The organism is Rhodobacter sp. P2_H5 (genome assembly GCF_056403335.1).
Genome location: NZ_JBFUFS010000006.1, coordinates 89,353 through 109,399 on the forward strand (window position 1 = coordinate 89,353; position 20,047 = coordinate 109,399).

Annotated in this window: 19 protein-coding genes; 18 read left to right on the forward strand and 1 reads right to left on the reverse strand. The window is 64.9% G+C overall.

Annotated elements, in window-relative coordinates; all coding sequences use genetic code 11:
• Positions 1-6: 6 nt before the first annotated feature.
• The 9 genes from AC1DVR_RS10060 (at position 7) to AC1DVR_RS10100 (ending at position 10,596) form a co-directional block, all read left to right on the forward strand.
• Positions 7-957: a glycosyltransferase gene (locus tag AC1DVR_RS10060; protein ID WP_478000426.1), complete on the forward strand. Its 951-nt coding sequence runs from the start codon at positions 7-9 to the stop codon at positions 955-957.
• Positions 954-2,054, forward strand: a complete 1,101-nt coding sequence (locus AC1DVR_RS10065; protein ID WP_478000427.1) for a glycosyltransferase family 4 protein — start codon at positions 954-956, stop codon at positions 2,052-2,054. Before AC1DVR_RS10060 ends, AC1DVR_RS10065 begins: the two co-directional genes overlap by 4 nt.
• Before the next feature lie 244 nt (positions 2,055-2,298).
• On the forward strand, positions 2,299-3,321 hold the full coding sequence (locus AC1DVR_RS10070) for a glycosyltransferase family 4 protein (protein ID WP_478000428.1): 1,023 nt from the start codon (positions 2,299-2,301) through the stop codon (positions 3,319-3,321).
• Positions 3,318-5,495 carry a GumC family protein gene (locus tag AC1DVR_RS10075; protein ID WP_478000429.1) on the forward strand — a complete coding sequence of 726 codons (2,178 nt, stop codon included), beginning with the start codon at positions 3,318-3,320 and terminating at the stop codon, positions 5,493-5,495. The genes AC1DVR_RS10070 and AC1DVR_RS10075 overlap by 4 nt, the downstream gene beginning before the upstream one ends.
• Positions 5,496-5,612: 117 nt before the next feature.
• Positions 5,613-6,587, forward strand: coding sequence for an NAD-dependent epimerase/dehydratase family protein (locus AC1DVR_RS10080; RefSeq protein ID WP_478000430.1), 975 nt, complete (start codon positions 5,613-5,615; stop codon positions 6,585-6,587).
• Positions 6,588-6,887: 300 nt separating this feature from the next.
• Positions 6,888-7,373, forward strand: coding sequence for a peptide-methionine (R)-S-oxide reductase MsrB (gene msrB, locus AC1DVR_RS10085; RefSeq protein WP_478000664.1), 486 nt, complete (start codon positions 6,888-6,890; stop codon positions 7,371-7,373).
• 24 nt (positions 7,374-7,397) lie between these two features.
• On the forward strand, positions 7,398-8,735 hold the full coding sequence (locus AC1DVR_RS10090; RefSeq protein ID WP_478000431.1) for a cytochrome c biogenesis protein DipZ: 1,338 nt from the start codon (positions 7,398-7,400) through the stop codon (positions 8,733-8,735).
• Positions 8,736-8,808: 73 nt separating this feature from the next.
• Positions 8,809-9,528 (forward strand): peptide-methionine (S)-S-oxide reductase MsrA, encoded by a 720-nt coding sequence (msrA, locus tag AC1DVR_RS10095; RefSeq protein WP_478000432.1) that lies wholly within the window; start codon positions 8,809-8,811, stop codon positions 9,526-9,528.
• A 123-nt stretch (positions 9,529-9,651) separates the two neighbouring features.
• Positions 9,652-10,596 carry a LysR family transcriptional regulator gene (locus AC1DVR_RS10100; protein WP_478000433.1) on the forward strand — a complete coding sequence of 315 codons (945 nt, stop codon included), beginning with the start codon at positions 9,652-9,654 and terminating at the stop codon, positions 10,594-10,596.
• On the opposite strand, the gene AC1DVR_RS10105 is transcribed toward AC1DVR_RS10100, so the two are convergent.
• The gene (locus AC1DVR_RS10105; RefSeq protein ID WP_478000434.1) at positions 10,536-11,189 is read right to left on the reverse strand and encodes a peroxiredoxin-like family protein; all 654 of its coding nucleotides are present in this window, start codon (positions 11,187-11,189) and stop codon (positions 10,536-10,538) included. The two genes, AC1DVR_RS10100 and AC1DVR_RS10105, sit on opposite strands and share 61 nt — an antisense overlap.
• A 241-nt stretch (positions 11,190-11,430) precedes the next feature.
• Between AC1DVR_RS10105 and AC1DVR_RS10110 the strand changes: the two genes are divergently transcribed.
• The 9 genes from AC1DVR_RS10110 to AC1DVR_RS10150 all read left to right on the forward strand — a co-directional run bounded on the left by AC1DVR_RS10110 (position 11,431) and on the right by AC1DVR_RS10150 (position 20,044).
• Positions 11,431-11,904, forward strand: coding sequence for a hypothetical protein (locus AC1DVR_RS10110; RefSeq protein WP_478000435.1), 474 nt, complete (start codon positions 11,431-11,433; stop codon positions 11,902-11,904).
• A 68-nt stretch (positions 11,905-11,972) separates the two neighbouring features.
• A complete protein-coding gene (locus tag AC1DVR_RS10115) occupies positions 11,973-12,821 on the forward strand; it encodes a cytochrome b/b6 domain-containing protein (RefSeq protein ID WP_478000436.1) in 849 nt (282 codons plus the stop codon).
• 2 nt (positions 12,822-12,823) lie between these two features.
• Complete coding sequence (locus AC1DVR_RS10120; RefSeq protein ID WP_478000437.1) at positions 12,824-13,579, forward strand: molybdopterin-binding protein; 756 nt, start codon at positions 12,824-12,826, stop codon at positions 13,577-13,579.
• A gap of 252 nt (positions 13,580-13,831) precedes the next feature.
• Complete coding sequence (locus AC1DVR_RS10125) at positions 13,832-14,335, forward strand: MarR family winged helix-turn-helix transcriptional regulator (RefSeq protein ID WP_478000438.1); 504 nt, start codon at positions 13,832-13,834, stop codon at positions 14,333-14,335.
• Entirely contained in the window at positions 14,332-15,027 is a 696-nt protein-coding gene (locus tag AC1DVR_RS10130; protein WP_478000439.1) for an SDR family NAD(P)-dependent oxidoreductase, read from the forward strand. Before AC1DVR_RS10125 ends, AC1DVR_RS10130 begins: the two co-directional genes overlap by 4 nt.
• Positions 15,028-16,359, forward strand: a complete 1,332-nt coding sequence (locus tag AC1DVR_RS10135) for an NAD(P)/FAD-dependent oxidoreductase (RefSeq protein WP_478000440.1) — start codon at positions 15,028-15,030, stop codon at positions 16,357-16,359.
• A gap of 96 nt (positions 16,360-16,455) precedes the next feature.
• Positions 16,456-18,111 carry a peptide ABC transporter substrate-binding protein gene (locus AC1DVR_RS10140; protein WP_478000441.1) on the forward strand — a complete coding sequence of 552 codons (1,656 nt, stop codon included), beginning with the start codon at positions 16,456-16,458 and terminating at the stop codon, positions 18,109-18,111.
• Positions 18,112-18,192: 81 nt separating this feature from the next.
• The gene (locus AC1DVR_RS10145; RefSeq protein WP_478000442.1) at positions 18,193-19,143 is read left to right on the forward strand and encodes an ABC transporter permease; all 951 of its coding nucleotides are present in this window, start codon (positions 18,193-18,195) and stop codon (positions 19,141-19,143) included.
• A gap of 13 nt (positions 19,144-19,156) precedes the next feature.
• Positions 19,157-20,044 carry an ABC transporter permease gene (locus AC1DVR_RS10150; protein ID WP_478000443.1) on the forward strand — a complete coding sequence of 296 codons (888 nt, stop codon included), beginning with the start codon at positions 19,157-19,159 and terminating at the stop codon, positions 20,042-20,044.
• The last annotated feature ends 3 nt before the right edge of the window (positions 20,045-20,047 follow it).

Genomic DNA, 20,047 nt, shown 5'->3' on the forward strand with positions numbered 1-20,047 from the left:
TCCGCAATGGCCGAGCTGTCCTTCAGCGTCATCATCAACAACTACAACTATGGGGCATTTCTGCCGAAGGCGATTCAAAGTGCGCTGGACCAGACTGGCGTGCCGGTGGAGGTCATTGTGGTGGATGACGGTTCGACGGATTCCTCGCGCGAGGTGATCAGCGAATTTGGCGACCGTATCATTCCGGTATTGCAGGAGAACGCCGGTCAGGCCGCCGCGATCAACGCCGGCGTGCATCAGGCCCGGGGCGACATCCTGAGTTTTCTGGATGCCGATGACTGGTGGCTGCCCGGCAAGCTGGCGGCGATCTCCGCGGCCTTCGCCGGCAACCCGGCGGCCGGGCTGGCCTATCACCGCCTGCAGCCCATCCTGCAGGACGGCACCCATGCCTTTCGCGCGATCCCGCGCAGTCTGTGCAATGGAAATCTGGCGCCGCTGATGGCCGCCACCGGGGGGCGCTGGCCCTTTCCGATGACCTCGGCGGTTTCGGTGCGGCGCGCGGCCTGGGATCAGGCCGGCGAGATCCCGCGCAGCTTTCGCATCTCGGCGGATGCCTGGCTGGTCGGGATCTATCCCTTCCTGGCCCCGGTGATCGGGCTGCCCGAGGTGCTGGGCTATTACCGCATCCATGCCAATCAATGGTACCGGGCCAAGGATGAGGCCGCCATGCTGAAAAAGCGGATGGAGCACTGGAAGGCGACGGTGGCCGTGACCGACCGCTTCCTGCGCTTCAACGAACTGCCGTGGAGCGTGAGCCTGGATGACCACCACCCCTATCAGATCGCGCGGGCCCGGCTTCACGGGGCGGATCTGGCCACACGGGCGCGGTTGCTGCTGCACGGCCTGCGCGACAATGGCGAGCCGAACCTGCTGCGCCGCGCCCGCGACACCCTGCGCGAGGTGAGCCAGATTTCCGGCGGCGGCATGGTGGGTGCCCCCGCGAATGACGCGCCATGAAGGTGCTTCTGATCGGGTCAGAGCCGGCCGATTACACCATCGCCTACGCCAACAGCGTGGCGACCCGCGCCTCGGTGAGTCTGGTTCTGCCGAAGAGCCGCTTGGCCGCGCTGGCGCCCTGGCTGGATCCGGCGATCGACGTGCGGCCCATCGACTGGCCACGCCACCGCAGCCTGGCCAATCCGGCCTTTCTGTGGCGCCTGACCCGCCTCATCCGCCAGCTGAAACCCGACCTCGTGCATGTGCTCAGCAACACCGTCCTCTGGATGAACCTCGCGGTGCCGTTCTGGCGCGGGCGCCCCCTTGTCACCACGGTGCATGATGTGCGCCTGCACCCCGGCGACCGCGACACTGCAACCTTGCCGGGCTGGAGCCCGCGTCTGATGGCGCGACAGTCGCCCGACCTCGTGGTGCATGGCGCGGCGTTGCGGCGCGATGCCATCGCGCATTTCGGCAAGCCGGAGGCGCGCGTTCAGGTCCTGCCGCACCCGGCGATCCGCCGCTATGCCGACCTCGCCCGGGCCGAGGGTCTGCGGCGGACCGAAAGCAAGGACACCTTCACCGTGCTGCTCTTTGGCCGGATCTTCGCCTACAAGGGGCTCGATCAGCTGATCCAAGCCGAAAAGCTGCTGGGCAACAGCATTCCGGGCCTGCGGATCGTGGTGGCCGGGCGGGGCGACGACCCCATGGCGCTTTCCGCGTCGATGGGGGACCCGGCGCGGTACGATATCCGGCACCGCTTCATCGAGGACCGCGAGGTTGCGCAGCTGTTTCTGGACGCCGATCTGATCGTCCTGCCCTACCGCGAGGCCTCGCAAAGCGGGGTGATCCCGGTTGCAGCGACCTTCGGCAAGCCTGTGGTGGTGACCGATGTCGGCGAATTGCGCGACACGGTGGTGCCGCATGGACTGGGCCTCGTCGTGCCGCCCGGCGACCCTGCGGAACTGGCCCGGGCCATCGCCAGGATGGCCGGCGATCCCGAACTGCGGCGTCACTGCGGCGAAAACGCCAGCCTTTGGGCGGAGCGGGTGACCGGACCCGGCGCCGTGGGCGCCCATGCGGTCTCGATCTACACGCATATCCTCCAAAGGGCCTAGTCCGGCGCGCCAAACGGATGGTTCGCGCAAACGGAGGGTCAGATTGTAACTGCACTGCTCCTGCCGGACATTTGAGGTGAGTGGAGACGACCTTTTCGGGTGAAAGCATATGGACGGAGCAGTCAGAGCGTCGAAGCCCGTTTCTCGTGTAAGACATTATGTTGCTGGCGGTACCGAACACGGGGGAGGAATCGGCCGGCTGATAAGTTATATTCTTGAAGCGCGCAGCCTGAGTGACCACCGCGTGACCGACACCCGCGGTCCGCGGTGGGACAGGCTGCGCTCTCCGCTCATCCTTTTGGGTGCGCTTGCCGCCATGGCGGGCGACCGGGTTTTCGCGCCGGACCGCGTGCATCACATCCATATCGCCGGGCGCGGCAGCACGGCGCGCAAGCTGATCCTGGGCGGGTTGGCGCGTGGGCTTGGCTGCTCCCATGTCATCCATCTGCATGATTTCGACTACGCCGCCGATTTTGTGCGGCGGCCCGATTGGCAGAAACGCGCGATCCGCCGGCTGTTCCGCGGCGCTGACGCCGTCATCGCCCTGGGCAACCGCGACCGCGACACCGTGGTGGACCTGTTGCAGGTTCCCTACGACCGGGTGCGGGTTCTGCACAATGCGGTCCCCGACCCCAAGCGCCACCCCGATGCGCCCGACCGCTCTGATGCCCCGGCCGCGGACAGTGACCCTGTCGTCATCGTCTTCCTCGGCCAGCTTGGCCCGCGCAAGGGCGTCCCCGAACTGTTGCAGGCGCTGGCGCATCCGGTGTTGAAGGATCTGCCCTGGCGGGCGGTTCTGGCCGGCGACGGGCCGGTCGAAAACTACCGCGTCAAGGCCACCCATCTGGGCCTGTCCAACCGGGTCACCCTGACCGGCTGGCTTGGCAAGGATCAGACCCGCCAGTTGTGCGAGGGCGCCGATATCCTCGTGCTGCCGTCGCATGGCGAAGGCATGGCCATGGCGGTGCTGGAAGGTCTGGCCCATGCGCTGGCCGTCGTGACAACCCCGGTCGGCGCGCATGAAGAGGTCCTGACCGATGGCGAAACCGGCGTCTTCGTCCCGGTGGGCGACGCGCGGACCCTGGCCAATACCCTGGCCTATCTGGTGACGCATCCGAAGGAGCGTCGGAAGATCGCGGCGGCCGGGCGGGCGCATTACCTCTCTGCGCTGAGCATCGAGGCCTACATGGCCAAGCTGGATGCCTTCCACCGTGCGCTCAACCCGGGCGTGCAAGCCGCCCTGCAAGCCGAAACAGGTGCCCCGTGAACCAGTTGAACCGTTACCGCCCAGCCCAGCTGGAGTTTTCCGCCCCGGAGCCCGCCGAAGTGCGGGAATCCGATCTGGATCTGACGATGATCGTGCGGCTGATCCGGCGCCGCATCTGGTTCATCGCCATTCTCACGGTGACGCTGACCCTTCTGGCGTTGCCCCTGATCATGATGCTGAAGACGGTCTACAAGGCCGAGGCCCGGTTTCTGATCCAGCAGCCGATTTCGCCGGACGCGGCCGGGGCCAAGTCCGCCTTCAACCTGGAAGACGAGATCCAGCGCGTCAGCGCGCGCGCCGTCGCCGATCGCGTCGTGGCCAGCTTCGACCTCGCCAGCCGGCCGGAGTTCAACCGCGAGCTGCAGCCCGTCTCGTCCCTCAGCAAGCTGATGTCCGGGATCAAGGCCATGGTCCCCGGAAGGGAAGCCGTCCAGCCGACAGCCAAGCCCGATGCCGCGCAGTCCGTGATCGCGGCGTTCTATGATCGGCTCAGCGTCTCGCGCCAGGCCGACAGCATCATGCAGATCAGCTTCACCTCGATGGACCCGCAGCTGGCCGCCGATGTGCCCAATGCGATGATGGACGCCTATGTCGCGGACCGCAAAGCGTTTCACGAGGCCCGCATCGAGGAGGCCCTGACCCTCGTCGAGGCCCGGCTTGCGGCGCAACAGGCCCTGGTGGACAAGGCCGCCGCGACCGTCAGCGAGTTCCAGAAGCAGAACGGCGTCACCTCGGCTGGCCATGGCGTGGATCTTCAGACCAACCAGCTGGCCCTGCTCAACGCGCAGCAGGCCGATCTGCGCAAACGCCGGTCTGAACTGGAATCGAACATCTCGGCGGTCGAGGCCGCGCTGTCCGGCAATGGGCCGCCCCCCTTGAACGAGACCGAGGCCCTGATCCAGCTACGCCAGTCGCTGCAGCAAGAGCAGAACGAACTCACCCGGCTCCGCACCCGGTTTGGCGACGGCTTTGCCGGGGTGCAGACCCAGCGGGCCCGGATCACCAGCCTGGAAGAGGCCATCCAGAAGGAACTGAAGGCCTGGGGCCTGTCGATGCGGGCGCAGCTTGCGCAGCTCGGCACCGAGGAATCCCAGCTTGCCGCCAGCGATACGGCTGCCCAGGGCGCCCTGTCCAAAACCTCGATCGCCGAATTGCAGCTGGCCGATCTGGTTCGGCGCGCCGGGATCCAGACCCAGATCCTGGAAGGGATCGAGGCCGAGAAGACCCAGCTTGATGGTCTGCGCAAACAGCCGGTCTTCGATCTGGAATTGCTGACCCCGGCCACCAGACCGCTCTGGCCCGAGGGTCATGGCAAGAAGATTTACCTCGTGCTGGCGTTCCTGGCCTCGGCCGTTCTGGCGGTCACCCTGGCCGGCATCGGCGAGCTGACCGACCGCACCGTGCACAGCCATCAGCAATTGGCGGGCGAGCCGGGACTGGTGCCGATCGGGATGCTGCCCGCCTCGGGCCGGCGTCAGCCGGACCAGAACCTCGGTGAGGCGCATTACAAACCGGACAGCCAGTTGAAGGAAGCCCTGCGCGGCACCGTGCTGGCGATGGAGAACGAGAATGGCGGCGTGGTGCCCGGCAGCCTTATGATCACCACCTCCCGGCCCGGCGAAGGCGTCTCCTTCGTCGCAAACGGGCTGGCGCATGAACTGGTGGAAGGCGGCCACAATGTGCTGATCGTCGATGCTGTGACCCCGCCCGACCGGCTGCGGCTGCTCCGCCAGCCGACCGGCCGTCCGGGTCTGGCCGAGTATCTGCGCCATGAAATGCCCTTGGCCGAACTGGTCGCCGATCTGGACTGCAAGGGCCTGCACATCCTGGAGCGCGGCAATGGTCCGCTTACCCCGCTGACCGACGCCGAGCGGATCGAGCATATCCTCGATTACGGCGCTGCCTTCGGCCTGCTGGTCATCTTCGTGTGCCCGCCGGTGTTGAACAACACCTCGGCCATGCGGATCGCGGCCGTGGTGCAGCGGGTCATTCTGGTGATCGGCTGGGGGGCGACCCCGCGCGACAGCGTTGTGCTGACCGCGCAGCGCCTGCGCGCCGGCCATGTCGACCGCGTGCTGACGCTGTTGAACCGGGTCCATCCCAAACGTCACGCGCTTTATCCCTATCGCGACGCCCCGGCATTTTCGGTCCAGTCCGCCGCCGCGGGCTGGTGAGAACGTCCCGCAGGCCGGGTCAATTTCGACGGATCAATTTCCACGGAGGCCGGGTCTGCCACCGCGATGCCTCTGGCGCAATCACACAACAGGAAGCCTTCGTTCAGGAGAGAGAAGATGAGGAAAACAGCTCTGGTTCTTGGTGCCGGTGGATTTATCGGGGGCCATTTGGTGAAGCGGCTGAAGCGTGACGGGATGTACGTCCGCGGTGTCGATCTGAAGCACAATGAATTTTCCAAAAGCCCGGCCGATGATTTTGTGATCGGCGATCTGCGCGAACAATCCGTGGTGCGCACGGTGATCGACCAGCGCTTTGACGAGGTGTACCAGCTGGCCGCCGACATGGGCGGCGCCGGCTACATCTTCACCGGGGAAAACGACGCGGACATCATGCACAACTCCGCGACGATCAACCTCAATGTGCTGGATGCCTGCCGGCAAAAGGGGGTGGGGCGGATCTTCTATTCCTCCTCGGCCTGCATGTATCCCGAACACAACCAGCTCGATCCCGACAATCCCAATTGCGAGGAATCCAGCGCCTATCCCGCCAACCCCGACAGCGAATACGGCTGGGAGAAGCTTTTTTCCGAACGCCTCTACTTCGCCTATGCCCGCAACTACGGGATGGATTGCCACGTCGCGCGCTATCACAACATCTTCGGCCCCGAGGGCACCTGGCGCGGCGGCAAGGAAAAGGCCCCCGCAGCCCTGTGCCGCAAGGTCGCCGAGACGCCGGACGGTGGGAAGATTCAGGTCTGGGGTGATGGGCTGCAAACCCGGTCCTTCCTTTACATCGACGAATGCATCGAGGGGACGATCCGGCTTTTGCGCTCCGACTTCGCCGGGCCGGTTAACATCGGGTCGACCGAGATGATCTCGATCAACGATCTCGCCCGTTTGATCATCAGCCTGTCCGGCAAGAAAATCACGATCGAGAACATCCCCGGCTTCCAGGGCGTGCGCGGTCGCAATTCCGACAACCGGCTGATCCGCAAGGCCCTTGGCTGGGCGCCGTCGCAGCCTTTGAAGGCGGGCCTGGAAAAGACGCTGGGTTGGATTTCCGAACGTCAACGTGAGAAGGAATTTGCCTGACCAGCGTCTGGTCAGTCCCGGGTAAAGTCCTTTTCACTGCGGGAGCGGGCATGCCTCTGACGGGGCTGTGTCCGCTCCTTGCCATTTGAAGCCGACGCGCCCCCCAAAAGCAAATTGAACACCAAAGCGTGAGCGGCGTAACGCGCCGCTCCATCCCGCGAAGTGCCTTTCCGAGACCGGGATCAAACCCCGGCGACGGCAGTGGGCGCGAAAGCGGTGCCTTCTGCCGGGAACACCAACCCGCCCGACCGACGCGCCTGCCGCGCCAACGGGCCCAACCCGGAGACCAGGCCCATGCCGCTGACCCGCCGTTCCGCCCTGACCGCCCTGACGCTTGGCATCACGGGCTTGCGCCTTGCGCTGACGGGCAAGCCCGCCCATGCGGGCGAGAGCTTTGCCGTCACCCACAGCGATGCCGAATGGCGCCGGTTGCTGAAGCCGGCCCAATACAGGGTCCTGCGCCAGCAAAGCACCGAACGCCCCTTCACCAGCCCGTTGCTCGACGAGCATCGCGCCGGCGCCTTCGCCTGTGCCGGCTGCGATCTGCCGCTGTTCTCCGCCGCCACCAAGTTTGACAGCGGCACCGGTTGGCCCAGCTTCTGGCAGCCGCGGACGGGCGCCGTGGCCACTTCCGAGGATCACGCCCTCCTGTCCGCCCGGACCGAGGTGCATTGCAGCCGCTGTGGCGGGCACCTCGGCCATGTCTTCACCGACGGGCCGAAGCCGACCGGGCTGCGCTACTGCATGAACGGGGTCGCGCTGACCTTCCACGCCGCCGCGGCCTGAACCGAAAAGCCAAAGGATATCCCCATGCTCTTGCTGTTGCTCGCCTATCTCGGCGGCGTTCTGACCATCGTCAGCCCCTGCATCCTGCCCGTCCTGCCTTTTGTCTTTGCCCGGACCGGCCAATCCTTCCTGAAAAGCACCCTGCCCATGCTGGTGGGGATGGCGGCGACCTTTGCCGCCGTGGCCTCGCTTGCTGCCATCGGCGGCGGCTGGGCGGTGGCGGCCAACCAGTATGGCCGGGGTCTCGCCCTTGTGGTGCTGGCCGGTTTCGGCCTGATCCTGCTGTTCCCGGCTTTGGCGGACAAGGTCACGCGGCCCGTGGTGGCTCTGGGCGCCCGGCTGTCGGACCGGGCGGATCGTGAAAGCCGCTCGGGCGGGTCCACTGTGGCGGTCTCGTTGCTGCTGGGTGTTGCCACCGGGCTCTTGTGGGCGCCCTGCGCCGGACCGGTGCTGGGGCTGATCCTGACCGGCGCCGCACTGCATGGGGCCAACCTTGGCACCAGCCTGCTGCTTCTGGCCTATGCGCTGGGCGCTGCCACCTCGCTGGCGCTGGCGCTTCTGGTTGGCGGGCGGATGTTCCGGGCAATGAAGAACGCGCTTGGCGCGGGGATCGTCCTGCGCCGCGGTCTGGGGCTGGCGGTTGTCGCAGCCTCGGTCGCCATTGGCCTTGGGGTCGACACGAAGCTCTTGGCGCAAGGCCCCTATGCCAGCACCAACGCCTTGGAGCAGGGCCTTCTGGATCATCTGACCCGCTCCAATGCGGCCGCGATGCCGGAGGGCAGCAGCCGCCTGATCGAAGAAACCCCGGCCAGCGCCCAGCCGCGCCCGGTGGCAAGGCTGATCGACATCACGGCGCAGAAGGCCGATCTTGACCTTCCCCTGCTGCAGGCCAAGTTCGACCTGCCGGTGGAAGACACGGTGCCCGACCTCAAGGGCGCGGTGCAATGGCTGAACTCCAAGCCCCTGTCGCTGGATCAGCTGAAGGGCAAGGTCGTCCTGATCGACTTCTGGACCTTTGGCTGCATCAACTGCCTGCACACCCTGCCGCATGTGAAGGAATGGGCCGCGAAATATGCCGACAAGGGCCTGGTGGTGATCGGCGTCCACTCGCCCGAGTTCGCCTATGAGAAGAACCCGGCGAATGTGAAGAAGGCCGTGGCCGACCTGGGGGTGACCTTCCCGGTGGCGCTGGACAACGACTTCATCATCTGGCGCCAGTTCTCCAACCAATACTGGCCTGCGACCTATTTCATCGATGCCGAGGGCCATGTCCGTTACCACCACTTCGGCGAAGGCGCCTATGAAGAATCCGAACTGGTGATCCAGCAACTTCTGGCCGAGGCCGACAAGGCCGGTCTCTGACCCTGTGCCGCGTGCCGGACCGCTGCGCAGGGCGGCCCGGCACCCTCCCCCCTCGCTTCTGAAAGGAACGACCATGACACCAATCGCACACAAGACCCCCCGCCGTGGCAGGACGCTGACGGCCCTGGCCCTGGCCGCCACGCTGGGCAGTGCCTGGCTTTTGCCGGCCAGCCCCGGCTTTGCGGGGGAAGGTCTGGCCATCCCGGCGCCCGTCCTTGACGAGGCGGCCAAGTCCGGTACCGAAACCGCTGTCTTTGCCGGCGGGTGTTTCTGGGGCGTGCAGGGCGTGTTCCAGCATGTGAAGGGCGTGATCAGCGCCACCTCGGGCTATGCCGGCGGCAGCAAGGCCAACCCGAGCTATGACGAGGTCAGCTCCGGCACCACCGGCCATACCGAAGCGGTCAAGATCGTCTATGACCCGTCCAAAGTCACCTATGGCCATCTCTTGCAGATCTTCTTCTCGGTGGCGGCGGATCCGACGACGCTCAACTACCAGGGGCCGGACCATGGCACACAGTACCGCTCGGCGATCTTCCCGGCCAATGGCGAGCAGGCACGCCTGGCCCAGGCCTATATCGCGCAGCTGGACGCGGCCAAAGTCTTCCGCCGCCCGATCGTGACCGGGGTGGAACCCGCCGCGAAATTCTTCCGGGCCGAGGACGCGCATCAGGACTTTCTCGCGCTCCATCCGACCTATGGGTATATTGTGGTAAACGACCTGCCGAAAATCGAGGATTTACAAACATACTTCCCCGGTGACTATCGCGCGAAGCCTGTACTGGTTATGAACTGAGGCATTCGCCAAATCCTTTCGACAAGCTTCGAACCCACGATGCCAGGCAAACCGGGCCTCGTGGGTATTCCGGGAAATGACCGCGGTCGGCACAGCAGCTGGGTGACCTGTAAACCAATGGAAATGCACCAGATCAAATACTTTCTGGCCGTGACGCGGACGCTGAATTTCACCCGCGCCGCCGATCAGTGCAACGTGACCCAGCCGGCGCTGACCCGCGCCATCCAGAAGCTGGAAGATGAATTCGGCAGCCCGCTGTTCAACCGCGAACGTGCGCTGACCCACCTGACCGAACTGGGCCGCCGGGTGCTGCCCCATCTGGAGCAGACCTACGAGGCGGCCGAGGCCGCGACCTCGCTTGCCATCAGCATTGGCCGGGCCGAGGTGGTGCCTTTGGTGATCGGCGTGGCCAATGGCCTCGGTTCGGCCGTTCTGGACGAGACGCTTGCGGCAGTGGCCAAGATGCTGCCAGCGCTGACCATCGACCTGCGCAGCGGCACCAGCGAAGAGCTGGTGGAACAATCGCTGAAAGGCGGCATCGACCTTTTGATCATCGCCCAGCCCGACAAGCCGCACGAGCGGCTGGAAAGCTGGCCCCTCTACCTGCAACGCTATGAAATGGCACTCCGCACCGGCGACCGGCTGGCCTCTGGCGGGCCGATCTGCCTCGCCGAAGTGGCGGGTGAGCCCTGGATCGACTGCAACGACGATGGTACCGCGCAATGGCGCAGCGTCACGGGCATGATGGGGCTGGCGCCCGCCTTCCGCCACCGGGTGGAAAACTGCGACCAGGCCCTGCGTCTGATCGCGCTGGGGCTTGGCCCTGCCATCGTGCCGGCGGGCACCTGCGGCCCGGGGGTTTCCACCGTACGGTTCAAGGATTGCGAGCTTTATCTGAAGGTGGTGCTGAGTGCCGTGGCCGGGCGCCGGCGCGGACCCGCCGCAGAAGCCTTCCTGCGCGCCGCCCGCGCCCGCGACTGGCAGGCCGGGCTGCCGGATGCGGCGGATCAGGCCGGTTTGCCCATGATCGACAAGGCCACCAGGACATCGGCAGGCTCGGCCCGGTGACGGAAATCCGGGTCGACGAAGGCCAGATGCACCTGCCGCGCGCGGTCTAGCAGAAAGGTCGCCGGGGCGGGCAGAAAGCCGTTGTGGGTGCCGTAAGCCTCGGCCAGATCGAAGCCGCCGTCCAGAAACTCCTGCAGCAGCGCAGGGCCAGCCGGAAAGGCCAGGCCATAGCGCAGCGCCACGCCAAGGTCGGGGTCGCAGAGCACGGTCACCCCGGGCCCGGCAATCGCGGCCAGGGCCTTCAGCTTGCCCCCGGTTTCCGGCGTCACGATGATCAGCCGCCCCCCGGCGGCCGTCAGGTCATCCCGACGTTCCGACCAGGCACCGACCTCTTCGCGGCAATAGGGACACCAGCTGCCGCGGTTGAAGCTGAGGACCGCCGGCCCTTCGGCCAGAAGGTCGCTGAGCCGGTGCAGCACGCCGTTCGCATCCGGCAGGGCGAAATCAGGGGCCAGATCACCGACCCGCGGCGCCCCCGCCATCGCATCCGAGGCCTTCAGCCGCGCGATCATCGCATCGTAGCTCGCAAGCCATTTGCCGGGACGGTTGCGGCAAACTTCTAGACGCGCGGCAAGGGAAACTGGGTTTTTCATCCCGCCACCATCGCGCAAAACCTTCCGCACTTAAAGAGCAAGGCTGGCATGGGTTCCATACATCCCCGGCATGGAGCGGCTCGGGTTCATAGCCTCCGGGCATTGAAAGCATTGGCAGGTGGCATTTCCCCTTTTGGCCCGGCTGGGTCACCCTCACTGCAATCGGTCCGCAAAAGGATCGGTTCGACCCTGACGGAACCCCGCCAATACCGGCGACGCCCGCAACCTATGGAGACTTCCGATGACCCGTTTCATGCTCGCTCTTGCAATGGCCACCGCTTTGACCGCGCCCGCCTTTGCCGACACCGCCGCAAAGGACATCAGCTGCAGCGCCTTCACCAAGATGGGCCATGACAAGAAGGTCGCCGCCCTCAACACCGCGATGATGGCGGGCGATGCGATGATGGGCGCCGATGCGATGAAATCCGGCGATGCGATGAAATCCGATGACGCGATGAAGTCGGGCGATGCGATGAAGACCGATGACGCGATGAAGTCGGGCGATGCGATGGCTTCGGGCGACGCCATGAAGACCGATGACGCAATGAAGTCGGGCGATGCCATGGCCTCCGGCGATGCGATGAAGACCGATGATGCAATGAAGGCTGGCGACGCGATGGCGATGAGCCCGGAAGAATCTATGGCCGCCGTGGAAAAGACCTGCGCCGCCCATCCCAAGATGATGGTCTCGGAAGCCCTGCACCCCAAGAAATAATCTGACGCGGGCACCGGTCCCTGGCCCGGTGCCCGCCCAGTCCCTTCAACATGAATAGGACGGTCAAGATGCACATCACCAAACCCATGGACATGCCGACCGCCTCTGCGCCCGTCGGTGGCGATGTTGTCGATCGGCATCGCCTTTCGACCCGGCTCTGGCATTGGACCAACGTCGTCACCCTGGTGATCATGCTGATGAGCGGGCTGATGATCTTCAACGCGCATCCCCGGCTTTACTGGGGCAAATACGGCGCAAATCCCGACCATGCCTGGCTGCAGATCGGGGCCACACAGGACGACACCGGATATCTGCGCATCGGCTCCGTAACCATTGCCACCACCGGCGTGCTGGGGCATTGGACCGATGCCGAAGGGACGGCCCACAACCGCGCCATTCCCTATTGGGCGACCCTGCCGCAGACCTATAACCTGGCACTGGCCCGGCGCTGGCATCTGACCTTTGCCTGGGTTTTTGCCGTGGGTATCGCGGCCTATCTGGTCCGCAGCCTCAGCAACCGCCACCTGCAGCGCGACCTTCTGCCCACGGCGGAAGAGGTGAAGCCGGCGCATGTCTGGACCGACATCAAGCATCACGCCACGCTGAACTTCCCCAAGGGCGAGGCGGCCCGGCGCTACAACGTGCTGCAGAAATTTGCCTATCTGTCGGTGCTGATCGTCCTGATCCCCGGTATGGTCCTGACCGGTTTCACCATGTCGCCCGGCCTCGATGCCTCGGAATCCTGGCTTCTGGTGCTTTTCGGCGGCCGGCAATCGGCGCGCTCGCTGCACTTCATCTTTGCCTTCGGCATCGTGCTTTTCATTCTGGTCCATCTTCTGATGGTCGTCCTGGCCGGCCCCATCAACGAGATCCGCTCGATGATCACCGGCCGCTACCGTCTGCCCGAGGAGAAATGACCATGGCCCCGCTTCTGACCCGCCGCACGGTCCTGACCGGCCTCGGCTTCGCCCCGATCATCGGCGGCACGGCGGGGCTGATCCTCAGCCCGTCGTTCCGCGACCTCGTCCTCAGCAGCGGCGAGAAGCTGTCCTATCGGACCCACCGTCTGATCGGCCGCAACTCGCTGGCGCCCGAGTTCACCGAGGCCGACCTTTCGCCAGACTTCCGCACCAACGGCAATACGATGCCCGCGTCGGACGACTACCAGCGCCATTTGGACAGCGAATTTGCCAATTGGCAGCTGCAGGTCGATGGTCTGGTTGCCACGCCCGCCAGCTTCTCGCTGGCCGCGCTGAAGGCGATGCCGGCGCGCACCCAGATCACCCGCCACGACTGCGTGGAAGGGTGGAGCGCGATCGGCAAATGGACCGGCGTGCCGCTGGGCGCGGTTCTGGCGCAGGTCAATCTTCTGCCCACCGCGCGCTATCTGGTGCTGCATTGCGCCGACGATTTCGGTGGAGACGCCTATTACGAAAGCATCGACCTGGTGGATGCCTTCCACCCGCAGACCCTGCTGGCCTATGCGATGAATGATGCGCCCTTGTCGGTTGGCCACGGCGCGCCCCTGCGTCTGCGGGTCGAACGGCAGCTTGGCTACAAACAGGCCAAATACATCATGCGGATCGAGGCCCGCGCCGAACTGGCCGGCGTCGGCCTCGGCAAGGGCGGCTTCTGGGAGGACCAGATCGGCTATGACTGGTACGCCGGAATCTAGCCGCCCCGCCCATTCAACTCCCTGATGAACAACGCCCTGCGGCATGACCTGCCGCAGGGCGTTTTCTTGCTTTGCTGAAATCAGGAGCGAAGAGACCGGTCGCAATGAGGATCTGCCCGTTTCGCAGGCGATTCCGCCGCTTCAGGATATTTGTATTTGTCCACTAAAATTAGTTGTATTTATCCATCATCGGTCCTAGCGTAACCCAACATTAAAGGCGGCCAAGAGTCGCGCCGGCGATGGGAGCCACTCGTGAAAAAGCCAAAGGAGGCCGTTTCTGCGGCCACGGCCAGTCATGTTGACCATGTCGATCTGGACGTTCTGGAGAATGTCCTGAGCTTCTACATCCGCGTCATCGACACCTCGGTGTCGCGCGACCTGGATGCGCGGCTGGCCAATCTGGAGGTGGCAAAGGGCAAGGGCAAGATCACGGCGCTGCTGCTGATCGACAGCCATCCCGGCATCCGCCCCTCGGTCGTGGCGGAGCTGGCCTTCCGCGACCGTTCGGCCATGGGGCGCATTCTGGACACGCTGGAACATCAGGGCCTGATTTTCCGGCAGACCTCGGTCGAGGACAGCCGGGCGCAGGAGCTTTACATCACCCCGAAAGGGGCGGCGCTGGCGGTCAAGGTGCGCACCATCGCGGTGCAGCAATCGGAAGACTTCTTCGACCGGATCATCCCGCGCGATGAGCAGGCGGTGATGATCGACATTCTGAAGCGGGCCTATGCCCGCCTGCGTGAGGTGAAGCCATGAGCGGGAAACCGGTGGCCCTGATCTCGGGAGCGAGCCGTGGCATCGGCGCTGCGGTGGCGGAATGGCTTGCGGGCCATGGCTGGGATGTCTCGCTGGGGATGCGGCATCCCGAACGGCCCGGCTGGGCCGGTTCGGAGGTGCATCTGCACCGCTATGACGCGACTGACCCGGCGTCGCAGGATGCCTGGGTGACCGCCGCTCTGACGCGGTTCGGCCGGATTGACGCGGTGGTGGCCAATGCCGGGGTGATGATCCCGAAATCGGTGATCGAGGCGACCGACGAGGATATGCAGACCCTGATGGAGGTCAACGTCCTCGCCCCACGCCGGTTGGCGCAGGCGGCCTGGCCGGCGCTGATGGCCTCGGGGCAGGGCAGGGTGGTGATCCTCGCCTCGCTGTCGGGCAAAAGGGTGAAATCCTCCACCGCGGGCAGCTATTCCCTGTCGAAATTCGCCGCCGTGGCCCTCGCCCATGCCCTGCGGCACGAAGGCTTCGCCCATGGCATCCGCGCCACCGCCGTCTGCCCGGGGTTTGTGGCGACCGACATGAGCGCCGCCATCTCCGCCATGCCGCAGGACAAGATGACCGATCCGAAGGACCTCGCCCGGATCATCGCGATGATCCTGGAACTGCCGAACGAATCCAGCGTCGCTGAGTTCGCGGTGAACTGCCAGCTTGAGGAGAGCTTCTGAATGCCCGGCCCCTATGTCGTTCCCGTTCATGGCGATGCGGATCTGCCGCGCGAGGTGGATGTCGTCGTCATCGGCGGCGGGATCATCGGCTCTTCGACCGCACTGGAACTGGCCGAAAGCGGGCTTCGGGTGGCGCTGTGCGAAAAGGGCGGGATCGGTCACGAGCAATCCAGTCGCAACTGGGGCTGGGTGCGCATCTCGCGCCGCGACCCGCGCGAAGTGCCCCTGATGGCCGAGGCTTTGCGGATCTGGTCGGGCCTTGATGCCAGGATCGGGCGCGATACCGGCTACAAGCGCAGCGGCATCATCTTCACCTGCGCCGACGACCTGCAATATGCCCAGCACGAGTCGTGGAACCGCAACCTCGATGGCTATCAGCTGGAAAGCCGGATGCTCAGCGCCAAGGAATTTGGCGAGAAGTTCCCCAATGCCAACATCAAGCTGAAGGGCGCGCTTTTTACCGCCGCCGATGGCCGGGCAGAGCCGCAAAAGGCCGCCCCCGCGATTGCCGAGGCCGCCCGTGACAAGGGCGCCCATGTGCTGACCCAATGCGCGGTGCGCGGCATTGAAACCTCGCGCGGGGCGGTCAGCGGCGTGGTGACCGAACGCGGGCCCATCGCCTGCAAGGCGGTTGTTCTGGCGGGCGGGGCCTGGTCGAGCCTGTTTTCCGGCAACCTCGGGATCAACTTTCCGCAGCTGAAGGTGATGAACTCGGTCATCCGCACCAAGCCTTTGGAGGGCGGCCCGGAAGAGGCGATCTGGCACAAGGATTTCGCGATCCGCAAGCGGCAGGACGGCGGCTATACCATCGCTTCGGGGCATGAAAACGTCGTGGACATCGTGCCCGCCTCCTTCCGTCAGGCGCTGGCCTTCCTGCCAGCTCTGCGCAAAGAATGGCGATCGCTCAACTTCCGTCTTGGTCTGCGTTTTCTGGATGAAGCGCGGCTGGCGCGGCGCTGGAGCTTGGATGAGCCGAGCCCCTTTGAATACAACCGCGTCCTTGACCCGGTGCCGAGCAAGGCGCTGTCCGACAAGGCGATGCGCGCCGCGATCAAGGCCTTTCCCGCCCTCGCCGCCGCGGAAATCGCCCAGCGCTGGGCAGGCTACATCGACGTGACGCCCGATGCCGTGCCGGTGATGTCGCCCATCGACCGCATCCCCGGTTTCTTTCTGGCCTCGGGCTTTTCAGGCCACGGCTTTGGCATCGGCCCAGCGGCGGGTCGGCTGATGGCCGATCTGGTGACAGGCCGCACACCCCTGGTTGATCCGGCGCATTTCCGGTTCAACCGCTTCACCGACGGCTCGAAAATCGAGCTGATCAGCGGGTTCTGACCCGAAGCATGGTCCGGCACCCGCCGGGCCACCTCACCCCCGGACAGCGGCCATCAGAAGCGGCATTCGGTTCACCCCAGCACAGGGACCACGGAAATGATCAAGGATACTGGCAGTTTTCAGACGTCGCGCCGCAAGGCGCTGCTCTTGATGGGTGCGGCCGGGTTGGCCACGTTGGCCCCCTCGCTGTCGCGCCTTGGCGCGGCACAGGCCAAGGACGCGCCCAAGGGGCAGATCGTGGTGGGCTTCTCGCAAGAGCCGACCGTCTTCAACCCGCATCTGCCGCATATCGAGGTGGACGAGGGCATCCATTACGCCATCTTCGACCCGCTGTTTGATGTCGATGCCAAGGGCGAGTTCTACCCGCTTCTGGCCAAGGAAGTGCCCACGGTCGAAAACGGCGGCATCTCTGCCGATGGTCTGACCTGGAAGGTCACCCTGCGCGACGATGTGAAATGGCACGACGGCACCCCGTTCACCGCCGAGGATGTGAAGTTCACGCTGGAACTGCTGCTCGACAAGGACTTCCGCAGCTGGCGCCGCACCGGGCATGAACACGTCCGCGACCTGACCGTCGTCTCGCCGACCGAGATCACCTGGAAGATGGACAAGGCCTTTGCGCCCTATGCCTCGATCCTTGCCTCGACCTTCATCGTGCCGAAACATGCCTTTGACGGCGTGGCCGACAAGAACGAAGCGCCCTTCAACACCGCCCCCATCGGCACCGGGGCCTTCAAGTGGAAAGAGCGGGTCGCGGGCGATCATATCGAGCTGGCCGCCAACACCGACTATTTCGGCGACGGCCCCTATCTGGAACGGCTGGTGGTCACCTATGTCCCTGACCTGACCGTGCTGTACACCCAGTTCAAGACCGGCGACATCGACGTGGTCGGCCTGCAATGGATCACACCGGACCACTACGAAGAGGCCAAGACCCTCGAGGGCAAGGTGGTCGAGGTCTTTGGCTCCGCCACGTTTGAATCGCTGACCTTCAACATGCAGCGCCCGCAGTTCAAGGACCTCAAGGTGCGTCAGGCGCTGTACCATGCGCTGGACAAGCAGGCGATCATCGACGCGCTGTACTACGGCGTGCCGAAGCCGACCGAGACCTACATGCCGAAGGAAAGCTTCTACTTCAACGCCGACCTGCCCAAGCACGAATACAGCCCCGACAAGGCCAAGGCTTTGCTGGACGAGGCGGGTTGGGTTCCGGGTGCGGACGGCATCCGCGCCAAGGATGGTGTGCGTCTGGCCTTCACCAACTCCACCACCGCGGGCAACCATCTGCGCGAACAGGCGCAGCAGTTCTTCCAGCAATCCTTCAAGGACATCGGCGTCGAGATGACCATCTCGAACCTGCCGCCGGCCGTGATGTGGGGCGATTACTGGATGCTGTCGCAGTTCGACTCGGTCGTCGTGGGCCTCAACTGCCTGACCGGTCCGGACCCCGACACGTCGGATTACTTCATGTCCACTTCCTCGCCGGCCAGCGGCGGCAACGGGCAAAACACCTGGGTTTACGTCAACCCCGAGGTGGACGCCCTGCTGAAGAAAGGCGGCGAGCTGGTCGATCCCAAGGATCGCCTGCCGGTCTATCAGAAGATCCAGGAGATCATGCGCGCCGACCTGCCTTTCCTGCCGATCTTCCAATACGCGATCATCCCGGGCTGGAAGAAGGGTGTTGAGGGCTACGAGGCCAATATCAACAACCGCATCGACACCTGGAACGTGCGCAGCTGGCGCTGGGCCTGATCCAGCCCCCCCCCCGCGTGCCGCCTTGCTGCGGCACGCGCCTTCCCGTTCTTCCGAAGCGTCCCCTGATGGAGGTGCACCGTGCTGCGATATCTTTTGCTGCGCTTCTGGCAAAGCATCGTCCTGTTGTTTCTGGTCTCGCTGATCGGCTTCATGGTGCTGAACCTGGCACCAGGCGGCCCCCTGTCGCAATACGCGCTGACCCCGGGCATGTCGAAAGAGGCGCTGGACCGCATCGCCGAACAGATGGGGCTGAACCGGCCCCTGCCGATCCAGTATATCGACTGGCTCTGGCACTTGTTGCAAGGCAACTGGGGCAAATCCTACCGCGATGGGCGTCCGGTTCTGGACATCATCAACGGGCACCTCTTTGCCACTCTGCTCTTGATGGGCAGTTCCACCGTGATTTCGGTGGTCATCGGCACCTGGATCGGCATCCGCAGTGCAATGCGCCAGGGTTCGGCCTTTGACTATGTCACCACGGTCGCGGCCATGGTCGCGCTGTCGATCCCGACCTTCTGGTTCGGCCTGATCGCGATCTTCACCTTCTCGCTCTGGCTGCACTGGTTGCCTGCCGGCAATATGTACACTGTGGGCGACGGGTCCTTCGGCGACTTCGCCATCCACCTGATCATGCCGAGCCTGGTTCTGGCCTTGGTCAACGTCGCGGTGTGGAGCCGTTATATGCGCAGCGCCACGCTGGATGTGATGAGCCAGGATTTCGTCCGCACTGCCAAGGCCAAGGGCCTGGCGCCGCGCCGGGTGCTGATGAAGCACATCGTCGGCAACGCGCTGGTGCCGATGATCACTTTGGCGGGCTTGCAGCTGCCGACGCTCTTGGGTGGGGCTTTGGTGACCGAGACGGTTTTCACCTGGCCCGGCATGGGGCGGCTCTTCCTCGATAGCCTTGGATACAACGATTATCCGGTGGTGATGGGGCTTTTGATGTTCTCGGCCGTGCTGGTGCTGATCGGCAATCTGGCCGCCGATATCCTTGTCGCCCTCGTCGATCCCCGCATCCGTCTTGATTGAAGGAAGGTCTGCCATGAGTGCCGCATCCGCAACCGCAGCGCACCTCCCGCCCGCCCGTTGGTGGCGCTCGCGCACCGTCCGCCGCTTTGCGCGCAACCGTCTGGCGATGGTGGGCGTCGTGATGATCCTTGGCCTGACGCTGGCCTGCGTGCTTGGCCCGCATCTTCTGCCGTTTGACGAGCTTTACATCGACCTGCGCGCCCGCTTTGCGCCGCCCGGCACCGGGGCGCATATCTTCGGCACCGATCCCCTAGGGCGCGACATCGCCGCACGGCTGTTCAAGGCGGGGCAGATCTCGCTGCTGGTCGGCTTCTTTGCCATGGTCATGTCGACCGTCGTCGGCACCGTGGTCGGCGTGGTGGCAGGCTATCTCGGCGGGCGCACCGGGGCTGTCTTGATGCGGATTGTCGATGCCTTCCTGTCCTTCCCCTCGATCTTCCTTCTCTTGGCGCTGGCCGCCTTCATCAGCCCGAGCCCGATCATGATCACCGTGATCATTGCCGTCACCAGCTGGATGGAGGTCGCCCGCATTGTGGAAACCGAGGTGCGATCCCTGCGTGACCGCGACTTCGTGCTGGCCGCAAGGATGGTGGGTCTGCCCACAGCGCAGATCATGTTCCGCGAGCTTTTGCCCAATGTCGTCGGCCCGATCATCGTGGCCGCCACCCTGACCGTGGCCCGCGCGATCCTGTTGGAAGCTTACATCAGCTTCCTCGGCTACGGCATCCAGCCGCCCCTGCCCAGCTGGGGCAACATGCTGAACGGCGCGCAGCAATACCTCGACAAGGCGGCCTGGCTGGCCATCGTTCCGGGGGTTGCCATCACCATGGCCGTGGCGGGTTTCAACTTCATCGGCGACGGCTTGCGCGACGCGCTGGACGCCCGTTCGGACCAGAGGTGAGGC

What these genes read in the sequence shown, in the direction of transcription:
- AC1DVR_RS10060 (WP_478000426.1), top strand. Translation starts at nt 7, where the DNA reads ATGGCCGAGCTGTCCTTCAGCGTCATCATCAACAACTACAACTATGGG.
- AC1DVR_RS10065 (WP_478000427.1), top strand. Translation starts at nt 954, where the DNA reads ATGAAGGTGCTTCTGATCGGGTCAGAGCCGGCCGATTACACCATCGCC.
- AC1DVR_RS10080 (WP_478000430.1), top strand. Translation starts at nt 5,613, where the DNA reads ATGAGGAAAACAGCTCTGGTTCTTGGTGCCGGTGGATTTATCGGGGGC.
- AC1DVR_RS10090 (WP_478000431.1), top strand. Translation starts at nt 7,398, where the DNA reads ATGCTCTTGCTGTTGCTCGCCTATCTCGGCGGCGTTCTGACCATCGTC.
- msrA (WP_478000432.1), top strand. Translation starts at nt 8,809, where the DNA reads ATGACACCAATCGCACACAAGACCCCCCGCCGTGGCAGGACGCTGACG.
- AC1DVR_RS10100 (WP_478000433.1), top strand. Translation starts at nt 9,652, where the DNA reads ATGCACCAGATCAAATACTTTCTGGCCGTGACGCGGACGCTGAATTTC.
- AC1DVR_RS10105 (WP_478000434.1), bottom strand. Translation starts at nt 11,189, where the DNA reads ATGAAAAACCCAGTTTCCCTTGCCGCGCGTCTAGAAGTTTGCCGCAAC.
- AC1DVR_RS10110 (WP_478000435.1), top strand. Translation starts at nt 11,431, where the DNA reads ATGACCCGTTTCATGCTCGCTCTTGCAATGGCCACCGCTTTGACCGCG.
- AC1DVR_RS10115 (WP_478000436.1), top strand. Translation starts at nt 11,973, where the DNA reads ATGCACATCACCAAACCCATGGACATGCCGACCGCCTCTGCGCCCGTC.
- AC1DVR_RS10120 (WP_478000437.1), top strand. Translation starts at nt 12,824, where the DNA reads ATGGCCCCGCTTCTGACCCGCCGCACGGTCCTGACCGGCCTCGGCTTC.
- AC1DVR_RS10130 (WP_478000439.1), top strand. Translation starts at nt 14,332, where the DNA reads ATGAGCGGGAAACCGGTGGCCCTGATCTCGGGAGCGAGCCGTGGCATC.
- AC1DVR_RS10135 (WP_478000440.1), top strand. Translation starts at nt 15,028, where the DNA reads ATGCCCGGCCCCTATGTCGTTCCCGTTCATGGCGATGCGGATCTGCCG.
- AC1DVR_RS10140 (WP_478000441.1), top strand. Translation starts at nt 16,456, where the DNA reads ATGATCAAGGATACTGGCAGTTTTCAGACGTCGCGCCGCAAGGCGCTG.
- AC1DVR_RS10150 (WP_478000443.1), top strand. Translation starts at nt 19,157, where the DNA reads ATGAGTGCCGCATCCGCAACCGCAGCGCACCTCCCGCCCGCCCGTTGG.